Origin of the sequence: Enterococcus sp. DIV2371 (assembly GCF_050498525.1) — a bacterium.
Classification (GTDB): Bacteria; Bacillota; Bacilli; order Lactobacillales; family Enterococcaceae; genus Enterococcus_B; species Enterococcus_B mangumiae.
On record NZ_JBIPAJ010000001.1, the window covers coordinates 1,469,016 to 1,488,765 of the forward strand.

Genomic DNA, 19,750 nt, shown 5'->3' on the forward strand with positions numbered 1-19,750 from the left:
CAAGTCTTTTCCGATACAATAAAAAAGTAGAAACGTGAATACGTAAATGAGAACTAGAGGTGTAAATATGGCGAATTTGATTTATAGTCCTAAAGACATTTTACAACAAGAATTCAAAACAAAAATGCGCGGATATGATCCGATCGAAGTGGATGAATTCTTAGACAATATCATCAAAGATTACGAGACTTACAGCAAACAACTCCTTGCTTTACAAGAAGAAAACGATAAATTAAGTGCAAAAGTCGCTCAATTATCTAAAAACCAAGGAGCAGCTCCAACACGCACACAACAAGCAGAAACACCGAAAAGTGCGGCAGTAACGAATTTTGATATTTTAAAACGTCTATCAAATCTTGAACGTGAAGTATTTGGTAAAAAACTAGATGCACAAGCAGGAAATGTTCCACCAGCAACACCTAATCCAAACAATTACACATCAACAAATGAACATGACAACGAAGCAACACGTCAGTTCTAAACAATGAATAGATTGTGGTTTTCGGGTAATCGCGGTCTGGCTTTGACCAGGCTGAGGAAAGTCCATGCTCGCACAGGCTGTGATGCCTGTAGTGTTCGTGCTTAGCGAAAAAATAAGCTAAGGTACTCTTTTAGAGTAACGGCAGGAAAACAAGCTAAGGCTTAGGCTATGCTTCAGTATCCTTGAAAGTGCCACAGTGACGAAGCGAACGAGGAAACTTGTTCGGTGGAACGCGGTAAACCCCTCGAGCGAGCAACCCAAACAACGGTAGGGGCGCTTTTTGTCGGGGAATCAGAACGAGACAAAAGGGCAGTTGATCTGCAGATAGATGGTTACCGCTTTGTTTTTTCTCCCTGGAAAAACAAAGTACAGAACATGGCTTATAGAAAACCACGATATTCAGGGAACAAAGCGATAGGCGATTTGCCTTCAAAAATCAGCGTTAAAATATTTTTTCCTAGATCGTGGCTTTTAAATAGAGAAGGTTGGATTTAGGGGATTGGAAGTCTGGGATTTTACTCATTTCCCAGACTCTTTTTTGATATAAGGAGAGTAAAATGGATAAAAATAGAGAATTTAATTTAATCGCGACAGCGGCAAGCGGTTTAGAAGCATTAGTCGGCAAAGAACTAAGAGACTTAGGGATCGAATGCCAAGTAGAAAATGGACGTGCGCGTTTTAAAGGAACAATGGAAACGATTGCGACTGCTAATCTATGGTTAAGAACAGCTGATCGCATCAAGATCGTTGTTGGTGAATTTGATGCACGGACTTTTGACGAACTATTCGAGCAAGTCAAAGCGTTACCATGGGAAGATTATCTTCCTTTAGATGCGTCATTCCCTGTAGCTGGGAAATCGATCAAATCTACGCTTTATAGTACACCAGACTGTCAAGCGATCACTAAAAAAGCAATCGTTGAAAGACTGCGGACTTATTATCATCGTCCGGCAACTGTTCCGTTGACGGAAACAGGCGCGCATTTCCAATTAGAAGTTGCTTTGCTAAAAGATCATGTGTTAGTTACCCTTGACACTACTGGCCCAAGCTTATTTAAACGTGGCTATCGTTTAGAAAAAGGTGGGGCACCATTGAAAGAAAATATGGCAGCGGCTTTAGTGATGTTGACAAATTGGCGAAAAGATCGCCCGTTTTATGATCCAGTTTGTGGTTCAGGAACGCTTTGTATTGAAGCGGCACTTATCGGGCATAATATCGCTCCTGGATTCAACCGTGAGTTCGTTTGTGAAACATGGGATTGGTTCGATGCGTCTGTAATGGAAGCTGTTCGTGCAGCAGCGGAAGAACAGGCAGATTATGATATCGAATTAGACATCACTGGTTCGGATATCAATGGTCAAATGATCGGTATCGCAAGAGCCAACGCTGAAGAGATCGGTTTGGGCGATTCCATCACTTTCCAACAAAGGGCAGTGAAAGACTTCAAAACAGAAAAAGAATACGGTGTGATCGTTGCGAATCCTCCTTACGGTGAGCGTTTAGGTGAAGAAGAATCCGTTCGTCGTTTGTACAAAGAAATGGGCGAAGTTTTCCGTCCATTGAAGACTTGGAGCAAGTACATCTTGACAAGTGATCTGGCATTTGAAGAGTTTTATGGACAAAAAGCAACAAAGAAACGCAAGTTATACAATGGTGCTTTGCGCACGGATCTATTCCAATATTGGGGAACGCGACCACCAAGAAAAGAACGAACAGAAAACGAATAACTAGGATATAAGTATGGACACCAAAAAATGGTTGGGGACTTTAAAATCTTTAACCCTATGATTTTTGGAGGATATAAAAATGAATGAACAAGCAAAAAAGTATTGGGAAGAATTTTGGCAAGGTGAAACCCCTCCAACACATGTGACAGCAGAGCAGTGGGGCTGGGAGGGAACACCGATGGCAGATGAGTTGACGGCCTTGATTTTAAAAGGGATCAAAACAGCGTCATGTTCATCCTACGATGAATGCCTGTATTACGGTGAAGACCCTCTGTCTAAAATCGGCAATTATACCATTGTTTTAAATCGTAAAGACGAGCCTGTAGGTATCATAAAATATACAGATATGACGATAATGCCGATGAATGAAGTAACAGAAGAAATTGCCCGTGCGGAGGGTGAGGGTGATTTGAGCTATGATTACTGGTATCAAGTGCATAAAAAGTTTTTTAAAGAGTTGATGCCTCAAATTGGAAAAGAATTTTATGAAGAGATGCCCCTTGCTGTTGAACGGTTTGAATTAATCGATGCAAGGAAATATAAGTAAGATATAACAATTGGATAAATAATAATTAGGATAATTTGGAGGATTTTTGGATGAACGAAAAGGAATTTTTGGAAGAAGTCAAAGAGATCGATTTAATGGATCAAGCATTAACTGTACTTGAATGGGATATTCAAACAGGCATGCCGGAAAAATCAAGTGAAGACCGTAGCGAAGTCAATAGCTATCTATACGGACTTTACTTTTCAAAAAAAGTAGGACCTAAAATCGCTGAAGCAATCGAGTATTTTTCAGCACACCCTGACGAATTATCTGAAGTTGGTCGAGCTGTCTTTGAGAAAGTCAAAGAAGACTATGAATTAGAGCACAAAGTACCTGAAGAATTAATGAAAGAATTGACTTCTGCGACGTCTAAAGCTCATACAAAATGGCAAGAATCTCGTGAGTCGAAACAATTTGGTGATTTTGAAGCAGCGTTGACTAAAAATATCGAGATCACAAAACAGTTGATTCCTTACTGGCGTAAGGATGAAAAAACAGACTATGATGTTTTATTGAACCAATATGAACCAGGAATGACAGTAGAGATCTTGGATCAAGTGTTAGATCAAGTAAAAGAGGGGATCATTTCCATCCGCCAGGCGTTAGTTGAAAAAGGAACAGCGCCCGCAACAGATTTCCTTTCACGTAAAATGACAAAGGAACAGCAAAAACGCTTTGTTGTCAGCGTCATTGAACAATTAGGGTATGATTTTTCTAGAGGTCGCTTAGATGATACGATCCATCCATTTATGATCGGTATCAATCGCAATGATGTGCGGATCACGACTCGTTGGAATGAAGAAGACTTCAAGATGGCGACATTTGGGGTCATCCATGAAGCTGGCCACGGGATGTATGAACAAAATATCGATGAAAAATATCTATATACACCAGTGGGCGAAGGCACGTCAATGGGTATCCATGAATCGCAATCACTATTCAATGAGATCATCGTTGGTAGCAACCGCAGTTTCTGGGAGAAACAATATCCATTCTTCCAAGAATGCGCAGAAGGCACATTTGATGATATCTCTTTTGATGATTTCTATCGTTCACTACAACACACAAAAGCAAGCTTGATCCGAATTGAGGCGGACAGCTTGACGTATCCATTGCATATCATCATTCGTTATGAGATTGAAAAAATGATCTTCAACGAAGGATTAGCAGTTGAGAAATTACCAGAAGTATGGAATCAAAAATATGAAGAATATCTAGGTATCCGTCCGACAAATGATTTAGAAGGAATCTTACAAGATGTCCATTGGTCAGGTGCAAGTTTTGGTTACTTCCCTTCCTATGCGTTAGGATTCATGTATGCTGCACAATTAGTGCATGCGATGAAAAAAGATCTCTCAGTCGATGATATTCTTGCTTCTGACGATTATTCTCCAATCAAAGAGTGGATGACAGAGAAAATCCATCAGTACGGCGCGTCAAGAAAACCAAATCAATTGATTTTAGATGCAACAGGAGAACCGTTGAATCCGCAATACTTGATCGATTTTATGAGAAAACTTTATTTTAGCGTATACGGTATCGAAGAAGCCTAAGAAATTTCCTAGTAAAAGGTGGATGCGGAAGTGGATAAATTAAGTAAAATAGCAAACTATAGTATGGAACAACTGTCCTTGGATCGTTCAGGACATGGGGCCGACCATACAAAACGAGTCGTTGAATTGGCTCGTCAAATCTTAGAAACAGAACCGCAAGCTGATTCTTTTATCACTATTGCTTCCGCCTATTTACACGATACGATCGATGACAAGGTGGTCGAAGATGAAGAACAAGCAAAAGCGCATCTTAAAGGATTTCTAACGAGTATTGAACTAACAGAATCAGAGATCCAACATATCTTTCATATCATCGAGAATATGTCTTTTTCAAAAGGGTTGTCTGGTCAGGTCGATTTGTCCTTAGAAGGGAAAATCGTGCAAGATGCAGATCGTTTAGAAGCTCTGGGAGCAATAGGCATCTTACGAACCGCCTACTATGGTGGCTTTCACGGACATCCGATTTTCGATCCTGCGATCCAACCGATCAATTATACGAAGAAACAAGATTATCGGAAAGGATCGACAGTCATCAATCACTTTTACGAAAAATTGTTGTTACTGTCAGATCAAATGAATACAAGGTATGCTAAACAAGAAGCGAAGCGACGTGAAGCCTTCATGCGTGACTTTTTGAAGGAGTTTTACGAAGAGTGGTTTGTAGGAACAGACTCTTCTGATAGTCAAACTTGGCGTGATCGCTAAATGACGATATACGACTGGAACGTTTTCCTGAAGACGTTTCAGTCTTTTTTTATTTATATTATCAAAAAATCTATATATTTCGTTAACAAAGCACAGAATATTATTTTTGTGTTTTCAATTTTTCCTTACATGAGAAATAACTAAAATAAACCTTTTTATCCAACGTGTTATAGTTATGTTATTAATAGAAAATAATGAAGAGGTGTTATTTTGAAAAAGGGTAAAGCAATAATTTTAAGTAGTTTGTTGTTTAGTATGGTTATTTTATCGGATGTTAATACGGTGGAGTCTATGATGGATGATTCAGTAGAAATAAAAACTGAACTTTATTCAACTTTACATAAAAACCAGAATGTTTCTCGAAAGTTAGAATTGAAACAATCAGAAAACTTAATGAGTTATCGTATGTCAGTATTAGATAACAAATTTGGTCCGAGTTCGAATCAATCAACAGGTATTTATAAACGTGCAGGGGATACGATTGAGATCTATGTTGATGAAACGACTGATCAGACAGCACTGCCTATTTATTCGATTTCTGGTGCCGCATTAAAAGATAATTTTGAAGGTTGGAATCAAATTGGTCAATTGCGCAGAGGAAGAAATGTCATTGCGACAAATCAAGAAGGTGTCATTCATCTTAGAAATGAGACAGCTAGAACTGCTCAAGGAAAATTAAGTGTAGAGATTAGAGGAGGAGTCACGATTCCTCGGTTTATTTTGGGCGAAACTACGACACAAGAATGGGCATCGATTTTAGCCAATCATCCAGATGCACAAGGATATGAATTAGTAGCTGATCGCCTTATCTTGACAGGCTCAAACCGAACAATCAATTTGGTGAAGGATCCTGAACTGATTTTGAGAAGTCATTTGAAAGTAATTGAATTACACGATCAAACATCCGGATTAGATGGCAGCGGCCCTCAACATCGTTTACCAATCAATTTAGGTCAACATATGCGTGAAACAGCACAAGATAGCTGGTATATGTACGCTTTTTTCCAACATACTGGTTACCATCAACAAGGTGGGATGCAAGTTGTTCTTGATCCATTAAATGCAAACCAATGGGGAATTTGGCATGAATTAGGACACATTTATCAAATGACACGCATGGATTGGCGAGGTTTGGATGAAGTCACTGTCAATATTTTTTCGTTGAGGGCTCAAAAAGCACTTGGTGTGCGCAGTCGATTAGAACAAGAAAACACGTATTCTACGATTTTTAATTACTTGAATAGTTCAGGGCAAAAGCATTTTGATAATCAAGGAATATGGACTAGATTAGGAATGTTCTGGCAATTAGAATTAGCTTTTGGAGAAGATTTTTATCCCAATTTACATAAATTGTATCGAGAAGAAGCCCGTTCTCTTCCATCTGAACAAGCGAAACGCCAATATTTTGTTACGTCCGCTTCAAAAATAAGCGGCAAGAACTTATTACCGTTCTTTGAGGCTTGGGGAATTGAAGTCACACCAGAGAGTCGTGCAGAATTAGAGAAACTACCCAACTTGACCAAAAAGATTTGGGAGTACCGGGATGAAATGACTGGTGAAGTCGGAAATATCGATGGTGAAGAGAACAAAGATACTCAAGCACCAACGGTTCCAACAGGATTAACAGCAAGTGAAGTCACAACGAATTCTGCAACGATCAGATGGAATCAAGCCTCAGATAATATCAAAGTTAAAGGCTACCATATCTATCGTGATGGGAAAAAAGTTACTTCTGTTGAAGGAACAGAATTTACCGATCAAAACTTAGCAAGTGACACCGCTTATTCCTACGAAGTCAGCGCCTACGATGAAGCAGGCAATGAGTCAGCAAAAAGTAATGCATTGACTTTACGTACAAAAGGCGAAAGTACGGATACGCAAGCACCAAGTGTACCAAATGGGTTGGTCGCCGAAGAAGTGACGACGAATTCAGTGAAACTGAAATGGAACCAAGCAACGGATGATGTGGGCGTGAAAGGTTACCATATTTATCGTAATACAGTGAGAGTAGCGACTGTCGATCGTTTAGAACATTTAGATTTACAGTTAGTGAGTAATACAACTTATGCTTATCAAGTGAGTGCGTTTGATGAAGCAGGGAATGAATCGGGCAGAAGCCAATTTTTAACGGTCGTCACTAGACGTGAAGAGCAAGCTGATACACAGGCACCAACTGTTCCGAGTAGTCTGACAGCTGGTACGATCACAACGAATAGCATCAAGCTGAACTGGCAAACGGCTACAGATAACGTAGCAGTGACGGGCTATCACATTTATCGTGATGGTGTCCGTATCCAATCGATCAGTGGCACATCATTTACCGATCAATCTTTGACGAGCAATACCACTTATACCTATCAAGTGAGTGCTTATGATGCAGCTGGGAATGAGTCAGGAAAAAGCCAGCCATTAGCAGTAAAAACAAATGAAGAAGCAGCGAGCCAAGATACTTGGAGAAGTGACCAAATCTACGTTGCTGGAGATACAGTTATCTATCAAGGAATCGAGTATCGTGCAAAATGGTGGGTTCGAGGTGATCGCCCGGATACTTCGGCGGCATGGGAAAGAACAAGTCCACTATCAATGGTTGAATGGAATAGCAGCCGCAGTTATGTTGGTGGGGAACGAGTGCGTTATCAAGGGAAGATTTATGAAGCAAGATGGTGGAATGTCAATGCAAATCCAAGTACGAACAGTGTCTGGGTATTGATAGGCTAGACATTTTGTCTAAAAAGTTGTCCATACGATCAACGAGATAAAAATAAGGTGAAGGATCCAGAAATAGTTGCTATTTCCTGGATTCTTCGCCTTATTTTCTTTGATGGAAGCAAGCTAGATGATCGTTCAGTTATATTTGTCATCAGTAATGTAGTTCACCGTTCTTTTTTTCGCAATTGTTGGATACGTAGCCAAGCTCGGATGACATTTAGTAGGACTAAACAGCCCGCAATAGTGATAGGCACCCAAATCAAATACACAGAATAGCCAAGTTCTGCGGAAAGTTCTGTGCTTGATGTATGCGCAAGCTCAGTTAGTGCTTGTTGCCATGTCTGTAAATTGAAAACCAGCATAAAACCGGCAATGATCAATAGGATAAAACCCAAATAGTGGATCGATGTCCGTTTGCGGATCAAAGCAAATAATAAATATAGAATGAGTAGGAATGCTGGAACACCGAATACAAAATAAATGTTAAGCATAATAGATCGCCTCCTTATATCAATCATACTTCAAGTGGATGAAATTTAAAAATAATTTAGTCAATACTTGCGTTTCTTGAAGCAATGCTGATAATATGACTGTATTCAAAGGAGGATTTATATTTATGGCAAGCTATATCGAGCCGATTCGTTTTGCGTTACTCGTATTTCCATTTCTCGCATTAGCGATTTCTGCTGTCTTTTTTATTTATGAATACCGAAAATACGGGACATTTCTCCTGACAAGAGCAGTGATTTTGTATTCATTTGTTTTTTATCTATTGTGTGCGTACTTTTTAGTGATTTTACCGTTGCCGACCAAAGAAGCAGTGGCGCAAATGACTGGTCCGAAAATGGAATTGCAGTTGTTTGCAACTTGGTACAATTTCAGAGCGAATACTGTTCTTGTGTTGTCTGATCCAAGTACGTATTTACCGGCTATGAGACAAAGTGTTTTTTTAGAGCCATTATTCAATGTCTTTTTACTTTTACCTTTTGGGATCTATTTAAGATATTATTTTCGACTGTCTTTTGTGAAAACAGTCATCGCAAGCTTTTGCCTTTCGCTCTTTTTTGAATTGACACAATTAACCGGGTTATACTTTATTTATCCACGCCCATATCGTTTGTTTGATGTCAATGATTTACTGACGAACACCTTTGGAGGGATGCTTGGCTTTATCGTAACACCGATTTTCACGTTCATGTTGCCTACACGAGCAAGGATGGATGAAGTATCATATGAAAAAGGAAAGACAGTTTCATTGACACGTCGCTTAGTTGCCTATTTGATCGATTGGTTCGTTCTGTCCATTTGTACGTCGATCCTAGGAGTGGTGGGCCGTCTATCGATCGGGAGTGGCGAATTTACCTCATACAGTTGGTGGGTATTCATCCAAGTTTTCTTGTATTTCATGATTCTCCCTTTTTTAACAAATGGACGGACACTTGGGAAGAAAATCGTACGGATCAAATTAGTCGAAGAAGGCAAGGAACGGATCAGTTTTCGCGCGTTGTTCATCAGGTACGCGTATCTCTATTTCTTATTTTTCGGTTTGAGTTGGTTAGGGCAAGTTGTTGGACCAGTCATCAATGAAGCGACTGGTGTCACACAGATGAGCGCGGTATTTATTTTCTTATGTATCTTTGTTGCACAAATCGTTTTCAGTCTGAATCTATTTTTATCATTTATTCGTAAGAAGCGCGTTTTATTCTATGAAAAAGCAAGTCACACTTATACGATCAGTACGATCAAAGAGAGAAAAGCTTGACCTTTTCAAGCAAAATAAGCAAATTTATGTTATAATTCCAAAGTCGTGAAAAATACAAAGAGAAGAGGTGTCGAAATGAGTCATTTTAAACAATTCAATTTTCAACCGTTTATCAACGAAGCGTTAGCAGAAAAAGGTTTCCAAGAACCAACAGAAGTACAGGAACGTTTGATTCCTTTGATTTTAAAAGGAAAAAATATTATTGGGCAATCACAAACTGGTTCAGGAAAAACGCATACGTTTCTTTTGCCTCTATTTCAAAAAATCAATGCAACCAAAGAAGAAGTCCAAGTGGTCATCACTGCGCCAAGTCGTGAATTAGCCACACAGATCTATGAAGCTGCTGTTCAAATCGCAAAATTTTCTGATCCAGAGATCCGTGTGTCGAATTTTGTCGGCGGAACAGACAAACAACGTCAATTAAGTCGCTTGAACCACCAACAACCACAAATCGTCGTAGGTACACCAGGACGTATCCTTGATATGATGAATGAGCAAGCTTTGAAGATCCATACTGCGTTTGCTTTTATCGTAGATGAGGCGGATATGACTTTAGATATGGGATTCTTGAATGAAGTCGATCAAATCGCTAGCCGCTTGCCTGAAAAATTACAGTTTTTAGTTTTCTCAGCAACGATCCCAGAAAAATTACGCCCATTCTTACGTAAATATATGGAAAATCCGATCATCGAAGAAATCAAACCAAAAGCTGTGATTTCTGAAGATATTGAGAATTGGTTAGTTTCAACAAAAGGGAAAGACAAGAATCAAACAATCTATCAACTTTTGACGATCGGCCATCCTTATTTAGCGATCGTGTTTGCAAATACGAAGCAACATGTTGATGAAATCGCGGATTACTTGAAAAATCAAGGATTGAAAGTTGCGAAGATCCATGGAGACATCACCCCTCGTGAACGCAAGCGTGTGATGCGTCAAGTCCAAAACTTAGAATATCAATATGTCGTTGCGACTGACTTAGCTGCTCGTGGGATCGATATTGAAGGCGTTTCTCATGTCATCAATGCGGAGATCCCAGAAGATCTTGACTTCTTTATCCATCGTGTCGGTCGTACCGGCAGAAATGGCTTAAAAGGAACAGCAATCACGTTGTATTCACCAAGTGATGAAGAATTGATCGCAGGAATCGAAAAAATCGGTGTCGTCTTCGAGCCAATGGAAATCAAAAATGGCGAGATCGTTAAAACGTATGACCGTAACCGTCGGACAAAACGTGAAAAATCAAAAGACACACTTGATCCAACATTGATTGGTTTAGTGAAGAAGAAAAAGAAAAAAATCAAACCTGGCTATAAGAAAAAAATTGACTGGGCGATTGCGGAGAAAAACAAAAAAGACCGCAAGATCGAAAGACGTCAACAAACGCGTACAGCCAGAAAAAACAAAAAGAACTCAAATCAATAAAAGTAGTCTTGGTCCAATCAAACGAATGACTATAAGCGTCAAAAACCGAAATAGAAAAACTATTTCTTGGTTTTTGACGCTTTTTTGTTAGTGATGAAGCTTTTTTCGCATTTGTTGGCAAAGGATGCCGTCTTCGATCAGTGGGTCTGAGAAAGGCTGATACCCTTGCTTTTCATAAAAAGGAACTGCCGCCATTTCTGCAACTAGATAAATTTCCTGAAAAGCATCACTTTTTGCTCGTTTTTCTGCCGTTTGGAGCATTTCTCGACCAATACCGCGTTTACGCCAATCTTTTGCGACACAGAAACGGTCAAATTGGACTTTCGCATCGTTTAGTTTTTGATAACGTAAGGTAGCGATCGGTTGTTCTTGATGAAATCGTACAAGGTTAGGGTAATACGCATCTTTGCCGTCAAATTCTAAATGTGCAGGTATTTCTTGTTCTAAAACGAAGATGGCATAACGTAACGTGTAACTAGCAGCTTTTATCCATTCCTCTGTCCCAAAATAAGATTCCATTCGTTTGCCTCCTCGTTCTCTCTTTTTTGATTATACCAAGGAAAAATCAAGGAGCAAACAACCAAAAAATAAAAAAGGAGGATTGACACCTTCATCAAGAATACGTATACTAATAAAGTACAAAAAAGGACATAGTTTGTTTTAGACAGACTCACAGAAAATTCTTTCTAGGCTGAAAAAAGAATAGTCACTGTTCAAACTGCTCCCTTTTTTCTTTGATAGAAATATCAACGCGACTCAGCGTTAACGAGTTTAAGAGGTAATGAGTAAACATCATTGCAATCAAGGTGGTACCGCGAGTTTTCGTCCTTGGCTGTAATGATGTTTTTTGTCGTTTATCATTTAGAAAGAAGGTAAAAGGAATGAAAAAATTAAGTAGTGCTGAAGTACGTCAAATGTTTCTGGATTTTTTCCAAGAAAAAGGACATACGATCGAACCGAGTACTTCACTAGTACCAGTCAATGATCCAACTTTATTATGGATCAATTCAGGCGTAGCAACGTTAAAAAAATATTTTGATGGATCAGTTGTGCCAGACAATCCAAGAATTACGAATGCACAAAAATCGATTCGTACGAATGACATCGAAAACGTAGGGAAAACTGCTCGTCACCATACAATGTTTGAAATGTTAGGGAACTTTTCAATTGGTGATTATTTCAAAGAAGAAGCAATCCATTGGGCATGGGAATTTTTGACTAGTCCAAAATGGATGGCGTTTGATCCAGAAAAATTATATGTAACTGTTTATCCAAAAGATACAGAAGCAAAACGGATCTGGCATGAAGAAGTTGGATTATCACTTGATCATATCGTGGATGTGGAAGACAACTTTTGGGATATCGGTGCTGGACCATGTGGACCAGATACAGAGATTTTTTACGATCGTGGCGAAGCATACAACGACTTGGCAGAGAACGATCCTGAAAATTATCCTGGTGGCGAAAACGAACGATACCTTGAAATCTGGAACTTAGTATTTTCAGAGTTCAATCACAAACCAGATAATACGTTTGAACCTCTTCCACATAAAAACATTGATACGGGCATGGGCTTAGAACGGATGGTTTCCATCGTTCAAGATGCACCAACGAACTTTGAAACAGATCTATTTATGCCGATCATCCATGCAGTTGAGCAATTGAGCAATAAAGTGAAATACGGGGAAGATGCGTTGACTGATATTTCATACAAGGTGATCGCTGACCATATTCGTGCATTATCTTTTGCTATCGGTGACGGTGCATTACCTTCAAATGAAGGTCGTGGCTATGTGTTACGTCGCTTGTTGCGCCGAGCAGTGATGCATGGTAAAAAACTAGGCATTGAACAAGCTTTCTTGTATCGTTTAGTACCAGTTGTTGGTGAAATCATGGAAAGCTATTATCCAGAAGTGTTGGAACAAAAAGAATTTATTGAAAAAGTAGTTCGTACAGAAGAAGAACGTTTCAACGAAACGATCAATGAAGGTCTTGAAATCTTGAATCAAGTGATCAAGGACGTGAAACAAGCAAATGGCACAACGCTTGCCGGAAAAGATATCTTTAAGCTATATGATACTTATGGATTCCCGGTTGAATTGACAGAAGAAGTAGCAGAAGACGAAGGCTTGACTGTCGATCATGAAGGCTTTGAAACAGAAATGCAAGCACAAAGAGATCGTGCGCGTGCAGCTCGTCATACAGAAACATCTATGGGCGTACAATCTGCTCTATTGACAGATATTAAAGTCGAAAGCAAATTTATCGGTTATGATCATATCGAATCAGACAGTGAATTATTAGTGCTTATTCAAAACGAAGCAATCGTCAATGAACTTTCTGAAGGTGAAGCACAACTGATTTTTGACCAAACACCTTTCTATGCTGAAATGGGTGGACAAGTAGCGGACCAAGGTTGGATCATCGATGCCTCTGGTGAGACAGTTGCAAATGTTACTGACGTTCGTAAAGCACCAAATGGACAATTCTTGCATACAGTGGAAATTCTTTCAAGTATCAAAGAAGGAAACACATATCATTTATTGATCGACGAACCTAGACGTAATCGAATCATCAAAAACCATACAGCAACACACTTATTGCATAAAGCATTAAAAGAAGTACTAGGCGATCACGCAAATCAAGCAGGGTCATTAGTTGCACCAGGTCACTTACGTTTTGACTTTACGCATTTTGGTCAAATCACGAGCGATGAGTTAGCACAAATGGAAAAAATCGTGAATGAAAAAATCTGGGAAGCGATCCCTGTCGAAACAATTGAGACAGACATTGATACGGCGAAAAACATGGGCGCGATGGCTTTATTTGGTGAAAAATATGGCAATGAAGTCCGCGTGGTGAACATCGGCGGTTGGTCAATCGAATTATGTGGTGGTACGCACGTTGGCAATACTGAAAATATCGGGATCTTTAAAATCGTTTCCGAATCTGGGATCGGTGCAGGCGTTCGTCGTATCGAAGCTGTAACAAGCAAAGAAGCGTATGAATTGTTGGAAAGTGAAGAACAACAACTAAAAGAAGTTGCGGCAATCGTGAAATCACCGCAATTGAAAGAAGTTGTGGCAAAAACAGAACAATTGCAACAGCAATTGAAAGAACTTCAAAAAGAAAATGAGCAGTTGGCAAGCAAACTAGCAAACCAACAAGCAGGGGATATTTTCAAAAATCCAGAGACGATCAATGGAAAAACGATCATTACTGCACAAGTAAAAGTCAAAGATATGAATCAATTGCGTCAATTGGCAGACCAATGGAAACAAAAAGCTGTTTCAGATATTCTTGTATTGGCAAATGAACAAGAAGGCAAAGTCAGCTTGTTGGCTGCAATGACACCTGAAGCAAATGCAGCAGGTTTGAAAGCCGGCGATCTAATCAAAGCAATCGCACCGAAAGTGGGCGGTGGCGGCGGTGGTCGTCCAGATATGGCACAAGCAGGTGGGAAAAACCCTGCTGGTATCCCTGATGCTTTGGATGAAGCAAAATCATGGTTGGAAAATAAATAAGATCAACCATGCATTTCAATTAGTATAGATAGGCAAACGAGTTTGGGACGAGTTCCTAAGCTCGTTGCTTATTTTTCATCGAGCCAGCTTTTTGACACGATATACACATTTATTGACAAATCAGTAAAACGCTATAGGATTAGAGTAAAGCAAACAGGGGGAGATACAATGAACAGTAAAAACAAAACATTTCGGCTAGTACTTCGTGCCATTTTATTAGCTATCATTATTGTCCAATCAATGGTTCCATGGTTAGGTTTTATTCCATTAGGTTTTATCAGTCTGACGATCATCCATATCACTGTGATCGTAGCAGCCGTCGTATTAGGCCCGAAAGATGGCATGTTGATCGGTTTGTTCTGGGGAATTGCGACGATCATTCGTGCGTATGCCATGCCAACGACCCCGTTTGATACATTAGTTTTCACGAATCCAATCATTTCAGTCTTACCAAGAGTCTTGGTAGGTCTTGTTGCTGGCTTGGTATTCCATTGGTTGTATAAACGAACAGCTAAGATCGTTATGCCATCCATTGTGGCAGGTGTTTTAGGCTCATTAGTCAATACCGTCCTTGTCTTAGGCTTTATGGGCTTGTTCTATACCAATGCCACAGCTCAAGCATATGGTGTCGATTCTTCCGTTTTATTCAATACACTTGCTGGGATTGCAGCGATCAATGGGATTCCAGAAGCAATCGGAGCTGGGATCATCACACCTTTACTCGCTAAAGCATTATTTGCAGCCACACCTTTGAAACCTGAATGAGGTCGAGCAATCACAGATAAAAGGAGTCACAAACTTGGTAAAGAAACAAGAAACACTCACAGCAAAAGAACGTACAAAAAAAGCATTGATGGCAGGGATATGGGGACTACTGACAAATGGGATCTTATTCGTGGCGAAATTGATGATCGGACTGCTCTCTGGAAGTGTTTCGATCATGGCAGACGCCATCAATAGTTTGTCAGATACAGCTTCTTCTGTCTTGACCTTGATTGGGTTCAAGATCGCAGCGAAACCAGCAGATCCTGAACATCCTTACGGTCATGAACGATTTGAATATATCAGTGGACTATTTGTCTCTCTCATCATCACGTATGTTGGGTTTCAGTTCTTGCATTCTTCGATCGAGAAAATCATCCACCCTGAAAATATTGCGTTATCACCAGTGATTTTTTTAGTCTTAGTCTTTTCGATCGCTTTGAAATTTATTCAAGGACGTATGTATAAGAGAACTGCAACCACGATCGATTCGGAAACGCTACATGCGACTGCCAAGGACAGTTACAATGATGTGTATACGACATTCGCTGTTTTGCTTTCCGCTTCTGTTGAGTGGCTGACAAATTGGCGTGTCGATGGCTACATCGGTTTCTTATTAGCACTCTATATTTTGTATAGCGGAGTGATGATGTTAAAAGAATTCGTATATGAGTTATTGGGTAGTCGGCCAACTGTCGAGCAGATCCAGGCGATGGAGGAGCAACTGAACGGGTATAAGAAAATACTCGGTTATCATGACTTATTAGTGCATAACTATGGACCAAATCAGCGCTTTGCCTCTGTGCATGTCGAAGTCGATGATCGACTGGATCTGAATGAAGCGCACAAGATCATGGACATCATCGAGAAAGATTTTAAAAAGTCTTTAGGTGTCGAGTTAGTCTGTCACTTAGATCCTGTGCCAGTTGGCAATGAGAACTATCAAGAGATCCTTAATGAACTGAAGAAAATTATCCATGAGACAGCAGAAGGCTTGAAAATCCATGATTTTCGCATGATCCATAAAGGACAGATCCTCCAATTCGATGTCGTTGTTCCTGAAGGTATTCGATTGTCGGATGAGGAACTAGAACGAACGATGCGTATCCAAATCGAAAAGAGGATCGGCGAGTATCAGTTAGATATCACATTCGATCATAACTATTTGCTTTTTTAAACATTTAAAAAAGCCCACTTGGAGAAAATCTGAACGATTTTTTCCAAGTGGGCTTTAAAAATCTTTTTTAATTATAAAGCTTTTTGTAAAGCTTGCCTTGCTAAATTGTCTGCGCCTTTATTTTTACTTTCAGGAATCCACTGAAGGATCAACATTGAAAAATCTTTTAATAGACTTTGTATTTTTTCTAAATAAGGCAAAAAATCTTTGTTGGAAGTATGATCTTTATCAATCGTTGAAACCAACACTTTACTATCGGAATAGCAGAGAATGATTTCTTCGGTCAGCTGTCTATTCTTTAGAATTTCTAAAGTTTTTAAAAAGACTTCAAACTCGGCTTGATGGTTGGAACCAAAGGATAAAGGGATAGATAACTGTTCTTGTTGCTGATCAGAGACGATCAATATTCCTCCACCACTAGGTCCAGGGTTGCCTTTTGTTGATGCGTCAATGTATACTTTTAACATAAGGAAAAATACTCCCTTCAAAATAGATAGTAGGTTCGACTTATTATACCATTACAGATAAAGACACGAGGTTGAAGAATGAAAAAAAATATTCGCTGGCAGCCGGAAACGGCACAGTCGATCATCTATTGGTCATCAACATTTATTATTTTGTTTTTAAGTTTGATTTTATCGTTAGAAAATACAAGGCCCTATTGGAAAAGCAATATCATAATGGGTGTATTCTTTGTTTTCCTATTGTTAGGACTGAGACGCTCATTTGTTTTAAAGAAAGACGCCATAAGAATAAAATATGCTGCTTTTTGGAGAGATCGTGACATATCGATCGATGAAATCAAAGAAGTCCGCGTACAAAAGCGTAAAGTATCTTTATCATTTGCCACGGGGAAAGAGCCATTTGTGATTTTCGTCAATCGGAAAGCACAACAGAAGTTGCTTGAACACTTGAAACACCCGATGGAAGAAGCAATCAAACCTTCTTCATTACTAAACAAGACGAAAGATCTAGTTGAGTAAAAAGCAATGGCAAGCGTGCAAATAGCTTCTTATTTCTAAGATCACTTGCAAAAAATAAAAAAGCTATTCCGATAAAAGTATATCGGGATAGCTTATTTGTTTGGCTATACTTGCTCATTGATCTTTTTGACATGGGCCGCTTGAGCACCTCGATTACCTTCAATGACGGTAAATTCTACCACTTGGTTTTCCTCAAGTGTTTTGAATCCTTCTTCTTCGATCGCAGTAAAATGTACGAAGATCTCTTCTGTTTCATCATAACTAATAAAGCCATATCCTTTTTTGTTATCGAACCATTTCACCATTCCTGTGGTCAAAACACTCACGACCTTTCTATGTCTGATCATAGCCTATATTATAAAGAGAATTAGCAAGTACGTCAAATAAATTAAAAATCGGTTTTTTTTGTTTTTTTTTGGAATAAAAACGAGTATAATGAATATAACTTAACGAAAAATAATTATTTGCGCGAATAGTTCGTGAAAAGGAGCGTTTTAATGAAAAGTGATTTAGAAATTTCACAAGAAACACAGCTAAAACCGATAATTGAGGTAGCAGGTAGCATTGGGATCGCTGAAGATGCACTAGAATTATACGGAAAATATAAGGCTAAAATCAATTTTTCGGCAATCAAGGACTTTTCGGAAAAAGAAGATGGCCATCTGATTTTAGTCACTTCAATCAATCCAACACCAGCTGGCGAAGGCAAGTCGACGGTGACAGTCGGGTTAGGGGATGCATTGAACCAGTTGGATAAAAAAGCAGTTATCGCTTTACGTGAACCATCTTTAGGACCTGTGATGGGTATCAAAGGAGGTGCAGCTGGCGGTGGTTATGCGCAAGTCTTACCAATGGAAGATATTAATTTGCATTTTACTGGGGATATGCATGCGATCACATCTGCCAATAATGCGTTATCTGCTTTATTAGATAATCATATTCATCAAGGGAATGAGCTTGGGATCGATCCTAGACGTGTCATTTGGAAGCGTGTAGTCGATTTAAATGATCGTGCTTTAAGAAATGTGATCGTCGGCTTAGGCGGCCCTGTTCAAGGCGTACCAAGAGAAGACGGGTTTGATATTACCGTAGCCAGCGAGATCATGGCGATCCTATGTTTAGCTGCGGATCTAGATGATTTGAAAGCACGCTTGGCACGGATCGTGGTTGGCTATACCTATGATCGCCGTCCTGTGACAGCCGGTGACTTGCATGCAGAAGGTTCATTGGCATTGTTATTAAAAGATGCAATCAAACCTAATCTCGTACAAACGATCTACGGTACGCCAGCACTGATCCATGGAGGACCTTTTGCCAATATCGCTCATGGCTGTAATAGTGTACTCGCAACCAAAACAGCATTAAAACTTGGTGATTATGTAGTGACTGAAGCTGGTTTTGGGGCAGATCTAGGTGGTGAAAAATTCCTGGATATCAAAGTACCTAATTTGAACAGCGCACCAGATGCCATCGTGATCGTCGCAACGATCCGTGCTTTGAAGATGCATGGAGGACTAGATAAAGGGGAATTACAAACAGAAAACTTGCTTGCGTTAGAAAAAGGCTTTGCTAACTTAAAACGGCATATCCGTAACATGCAAAGCTACAATATTCCAGTGATTGTCGCAGTCAACGAGTTCGTCACTGATACAGAAGCGGAATTAGCGTTATTGACCGATCTGTGTGAAAAAGAAGGAGTCGTAGCAAAACGTGCAAGTGTGTGGGCGAATGGTGCAAAAGGCGGTGTCGAATTAGCACAAAGTGTTGTGGAACTGATTGAAACACAAGAGTCTAACTATGTACCGCTCTACCAAAAGAACGATTCGATCCAAACAAAAGCAAAAGCAGTCGTACAAAAAATCTACGGTGGCAAGGATGTTTCTTTTAGTAAGAAAGCAGAAAATCAAATGGCTGAGTTTGAAAAACATGGTTGGTCTGATTTACCGATCTGTATGGCGAAAACCCAGTATTCTTTTTCTGATGATCCGGCTTTACTCGGTGCTCCAGAAGATTTCACGATCACGATTCGTGAATTTGTCCCTAAGCTAGGTGCGGGCTTTTTAGTGGCCTTGACTGGTGATGTGATGACAATGCCAGGCTTGCCAAAAAAACCAGCAGCATTGAATATGAACGTGACGAACGAAGGGGAAGTCATCGGTTTATTCTAGTCAAGAAACATGAAAATTTGAAATAGTCATTACTAAAATTATTTCTATCCGAAGACGTATCATCTAAAAAATAGATCCACTATTTTTTAGATGATACGTCTTTTTTTATATTGTTCGATATATACCAAAAAGATTAAAAGTTCAAGTTTTTATTATTTTAAAAAAACTAGTCACGAAGGCTAATGAAGTGACATGTATAATGATGGCATAAAATTTTGTTGATGTCT

Annotated in this window: 17 protein-coding genes and 1 other RNA gene; 14 read left to right on the forward strand and 4 right to left on the reverse strand. The window is 39.5% G+C overall.

Annotated elements, in window-relative coordinates:
- Positions 1–67 precede the first annotated feature (67 nt).
- The 7 genes from gpsB to IGL24_RS06925 all read left to right on the forward strand — a co-directional run bounded on the left by gpsB (position 68) and on the right by IGL24_RS06925 (position 7,731).
- Positions 68–481 carry a cell division regulator GpsB gene (gene gpsB, locus IGL24_RS06895; protein ID WP_206857386.1) on the forward strand — a complete coding sequence of 138 codons (414 nt, stop codon included), beginning with the start codon at positions 68–70 and terminating at the stop codon, positions 479–481.
- 17 nt (positions 482–498) lie between these two features.
- An RNA gene (rnpB, locus tag IGL24_RS06900) (RNase P RNA component class B) lies at positions 499–869 on the forward strand.
- Positions 870–1,038: 169 nt separating this feature from the next.
- Positions 1,039–2,208: a THUMP domain-containing class I SAM-dependent RNA methyltransferase gene (locus IGL24_RS06905; protein WP_207116084.1), complete on the forward strand. Its 1,170-nt coding sequence runs from the start codon at positions 1,039–1,041 to the stop codon at positions 2,206–2,208.
- A 79-nt stretch (positions 2,209–2,287) separates the two neighbouring features.
- On the forward strand, positions 2,288–2,755 hold the full coding sequence (locus IGL24_RS06910) for an ASCH domain-containing protein (RefSeq protein WP_207700241.1): 468 nt from the start codon (positions 2,288–2,290) through the stop codon (positions 2,753–2,755).
- 50 nt (positions 2,756–2,805) lie between these two features.
- Entirely contained in the window at positions 2,806–4,308 is a 1,503-nt protein-coding gene (locus IGL24_RS06915) for a carboxypeptidase M32 (protein WP_207700242.1), read from the forward strand.
- 30 nt (positions 4,309–4,338) lie between these two features.
- Complete coding sequence (locus IGL24_RS06920) at positions 4,339–5,013, forward strand: HD domain-containing protein (protein WP_207700243.1); 675 nt, start codon at positions 4,339–4,341, stop codon at positions 5,011–5,013.
- A gap of 210 nt (positions 5,014–5,223) precedes the next feature.
- Entirely contained in the window at positions 5,224–7,731 is a 2,508-nt protein-coding gene (locus IGL24_RS06925; protein ID WP_207700354.1) for a M60 family metallopeptidase, read from the forward strand.
- 155 nt (positions 7,732–7,886) lie between these two features.
- Here the strand turns inward: IGL24_RS06925 and IGL24_RS06930 are convergent, their stop codons facing one another.
- Positions 7,887–8,213: a hypothetical protein gene (locus tag IGL24_RS06930; protein ID WP_206857380.1), complete on the reverse strand. Its 327-nt coding sequence runs from the start codon at positions 8,211–8,213 to the stop codon at positions 7,887–7,889.
- A 125-nt stretch (positions 8,214–8,338) separates the two neighbouring features.
- Here IGL24_RS06930 and IGL24_RS06935 point away from each other — a divergent pair, with 125 nt between their 5' ends.
- Complete coding sequence (locus IGL24_RS06935; protein WP_207700404.1) at positions 8,339–9,484, forward strand: VanZ family protein; 1,146 nt, start codon at positions 8,339–8,341, stop codon at positions 9,482–9,484.
- Positions 9,485–9,559: 75 nt separating this feature from the next.
- Entirely contained in the window at positions 9,560–10,909 is a 1,350-nt protein-coding gene (locus IGL24_RS06940; protein WP_206857375.1) for a DEAD/DEAH box helicase, read from the forward strand.
- Positions 10,910–10,996: 87 nt separating this feature from the next.
- Here IGL24_RS06940 and IGL24_RS06945 read toward each other — a convergent pair whose 3' ends face one another.
- Entirely contained in the window at positions 10,997–11,428 is a 432-nt protein-coding gene (locus tag IGL24_RS06945) for a GNAT family N-acetyltransferase (RefSeq protein ID WP_429966304.1), read from the reverse strand.
- A 362-nt stretch (positions 11,429–11,790) separates the two neighbouring features.
- Between IGL24_RS06945 and alaS the strand changes: the two genes are divergently transcribed.
- From alaS to IGL24_RS06960, 3 genes are all read left to right on the forward strand, one after another.
- The gene (alaS, locus tag IGL24_RS06950) at positions 11,791–14,433 is read left to right on the forward strand and encodes an alanine--tRNA ligase (protein WP_429966305.1); all 2,643 of its coding nucleotides are present in this window, start codon (positions 11,791–11,793) and stop codon (positions 14,431–14,433) included.
- Between the two features lie 168 nt (positions 14,434–14,601).
- On the forward strand, positions 14,602–15,198 hold the full coding sequence (locus IGL24_RS06955) for an ECF transporter S component (protein ID WP_206857365.1): 597 nt from the start codon (positions 14,602–14,604) through the stop codon (positions 15,196–15,198).
- A gap of 34 nt (positions 15,199–15,232) precedes the next feature.
- A complete protein-coding gene (locus IGL24_RS06960; RefSeq protein WP_207115938.1) occupies positions 15,233–16,372 on the forward strand; it encodes a cation diffusion facilitator family transporter in 1,140 nt (379 codons plus the stop codon).
- 71 nt (positions 16,373–16,443) lie between these two features.
- Here the strand turns inward: IGL24_RS06960 and IGL24_RS06965 are convergent, their stop codons facing one another.
- Positions 16,444–16,839, reverse strand: coding sequence for a ribonuclease HI family protein (locus IGL24_RS06965; protein ID WP_207115939.1), 396 nt, complete (start codon positions 16,837–16,839; stop codon positions 16,444–16,446).
- Positions 16,840–16,917: 78 nt separating this feature from the next.
- Between IGL24_RS06965 and IGL24_RS06970 the strand changes: the two genes are divergently transcribed.
- Positions 16,918–17,355, forward strand: a complete 438-nt coding sequence (locus tag IGL24_RS06970; protein WP_206857360.1) for an EbsA family protein — start codon at positions 16,918–16,920, stop codon at positions 17,353–17,355.
- 104 nt (positions 17,356–17,459) lie between these two features.
- Here IGL24_RS06970 and IGL24_RS06975 read toward each other — a convergent pair whose 3' ends face one another.
- Positions 17,460–17,672, reverse strand: coding sequence for a cold-shock protein (locus IGL24_RS06975; protein ID WP_242542644.1), 213 nt, complete (start codon positions 17,670–17,672; stop codon positions 17,460–17,462).
- 180 nt (positions 17,673–17,852) lie between these two features.
- On the opposite strand from IGL24_RS06975, the gene IGL24_RS06980 reads away from it, so the two are divergent.
- Positions 17,853–19,523, forward strand: coding sequence for a formate--tetrahydrofolate ligase (locus IGL24_RS06980; RefSeq protein WP_206857356.1), 1,671 nt, complete (start codon positions 17,853–17,855; stop codon positions 19,521–19,523).
- Positions 19,524–19,750 lie beyond the last annotated feature (227 nt).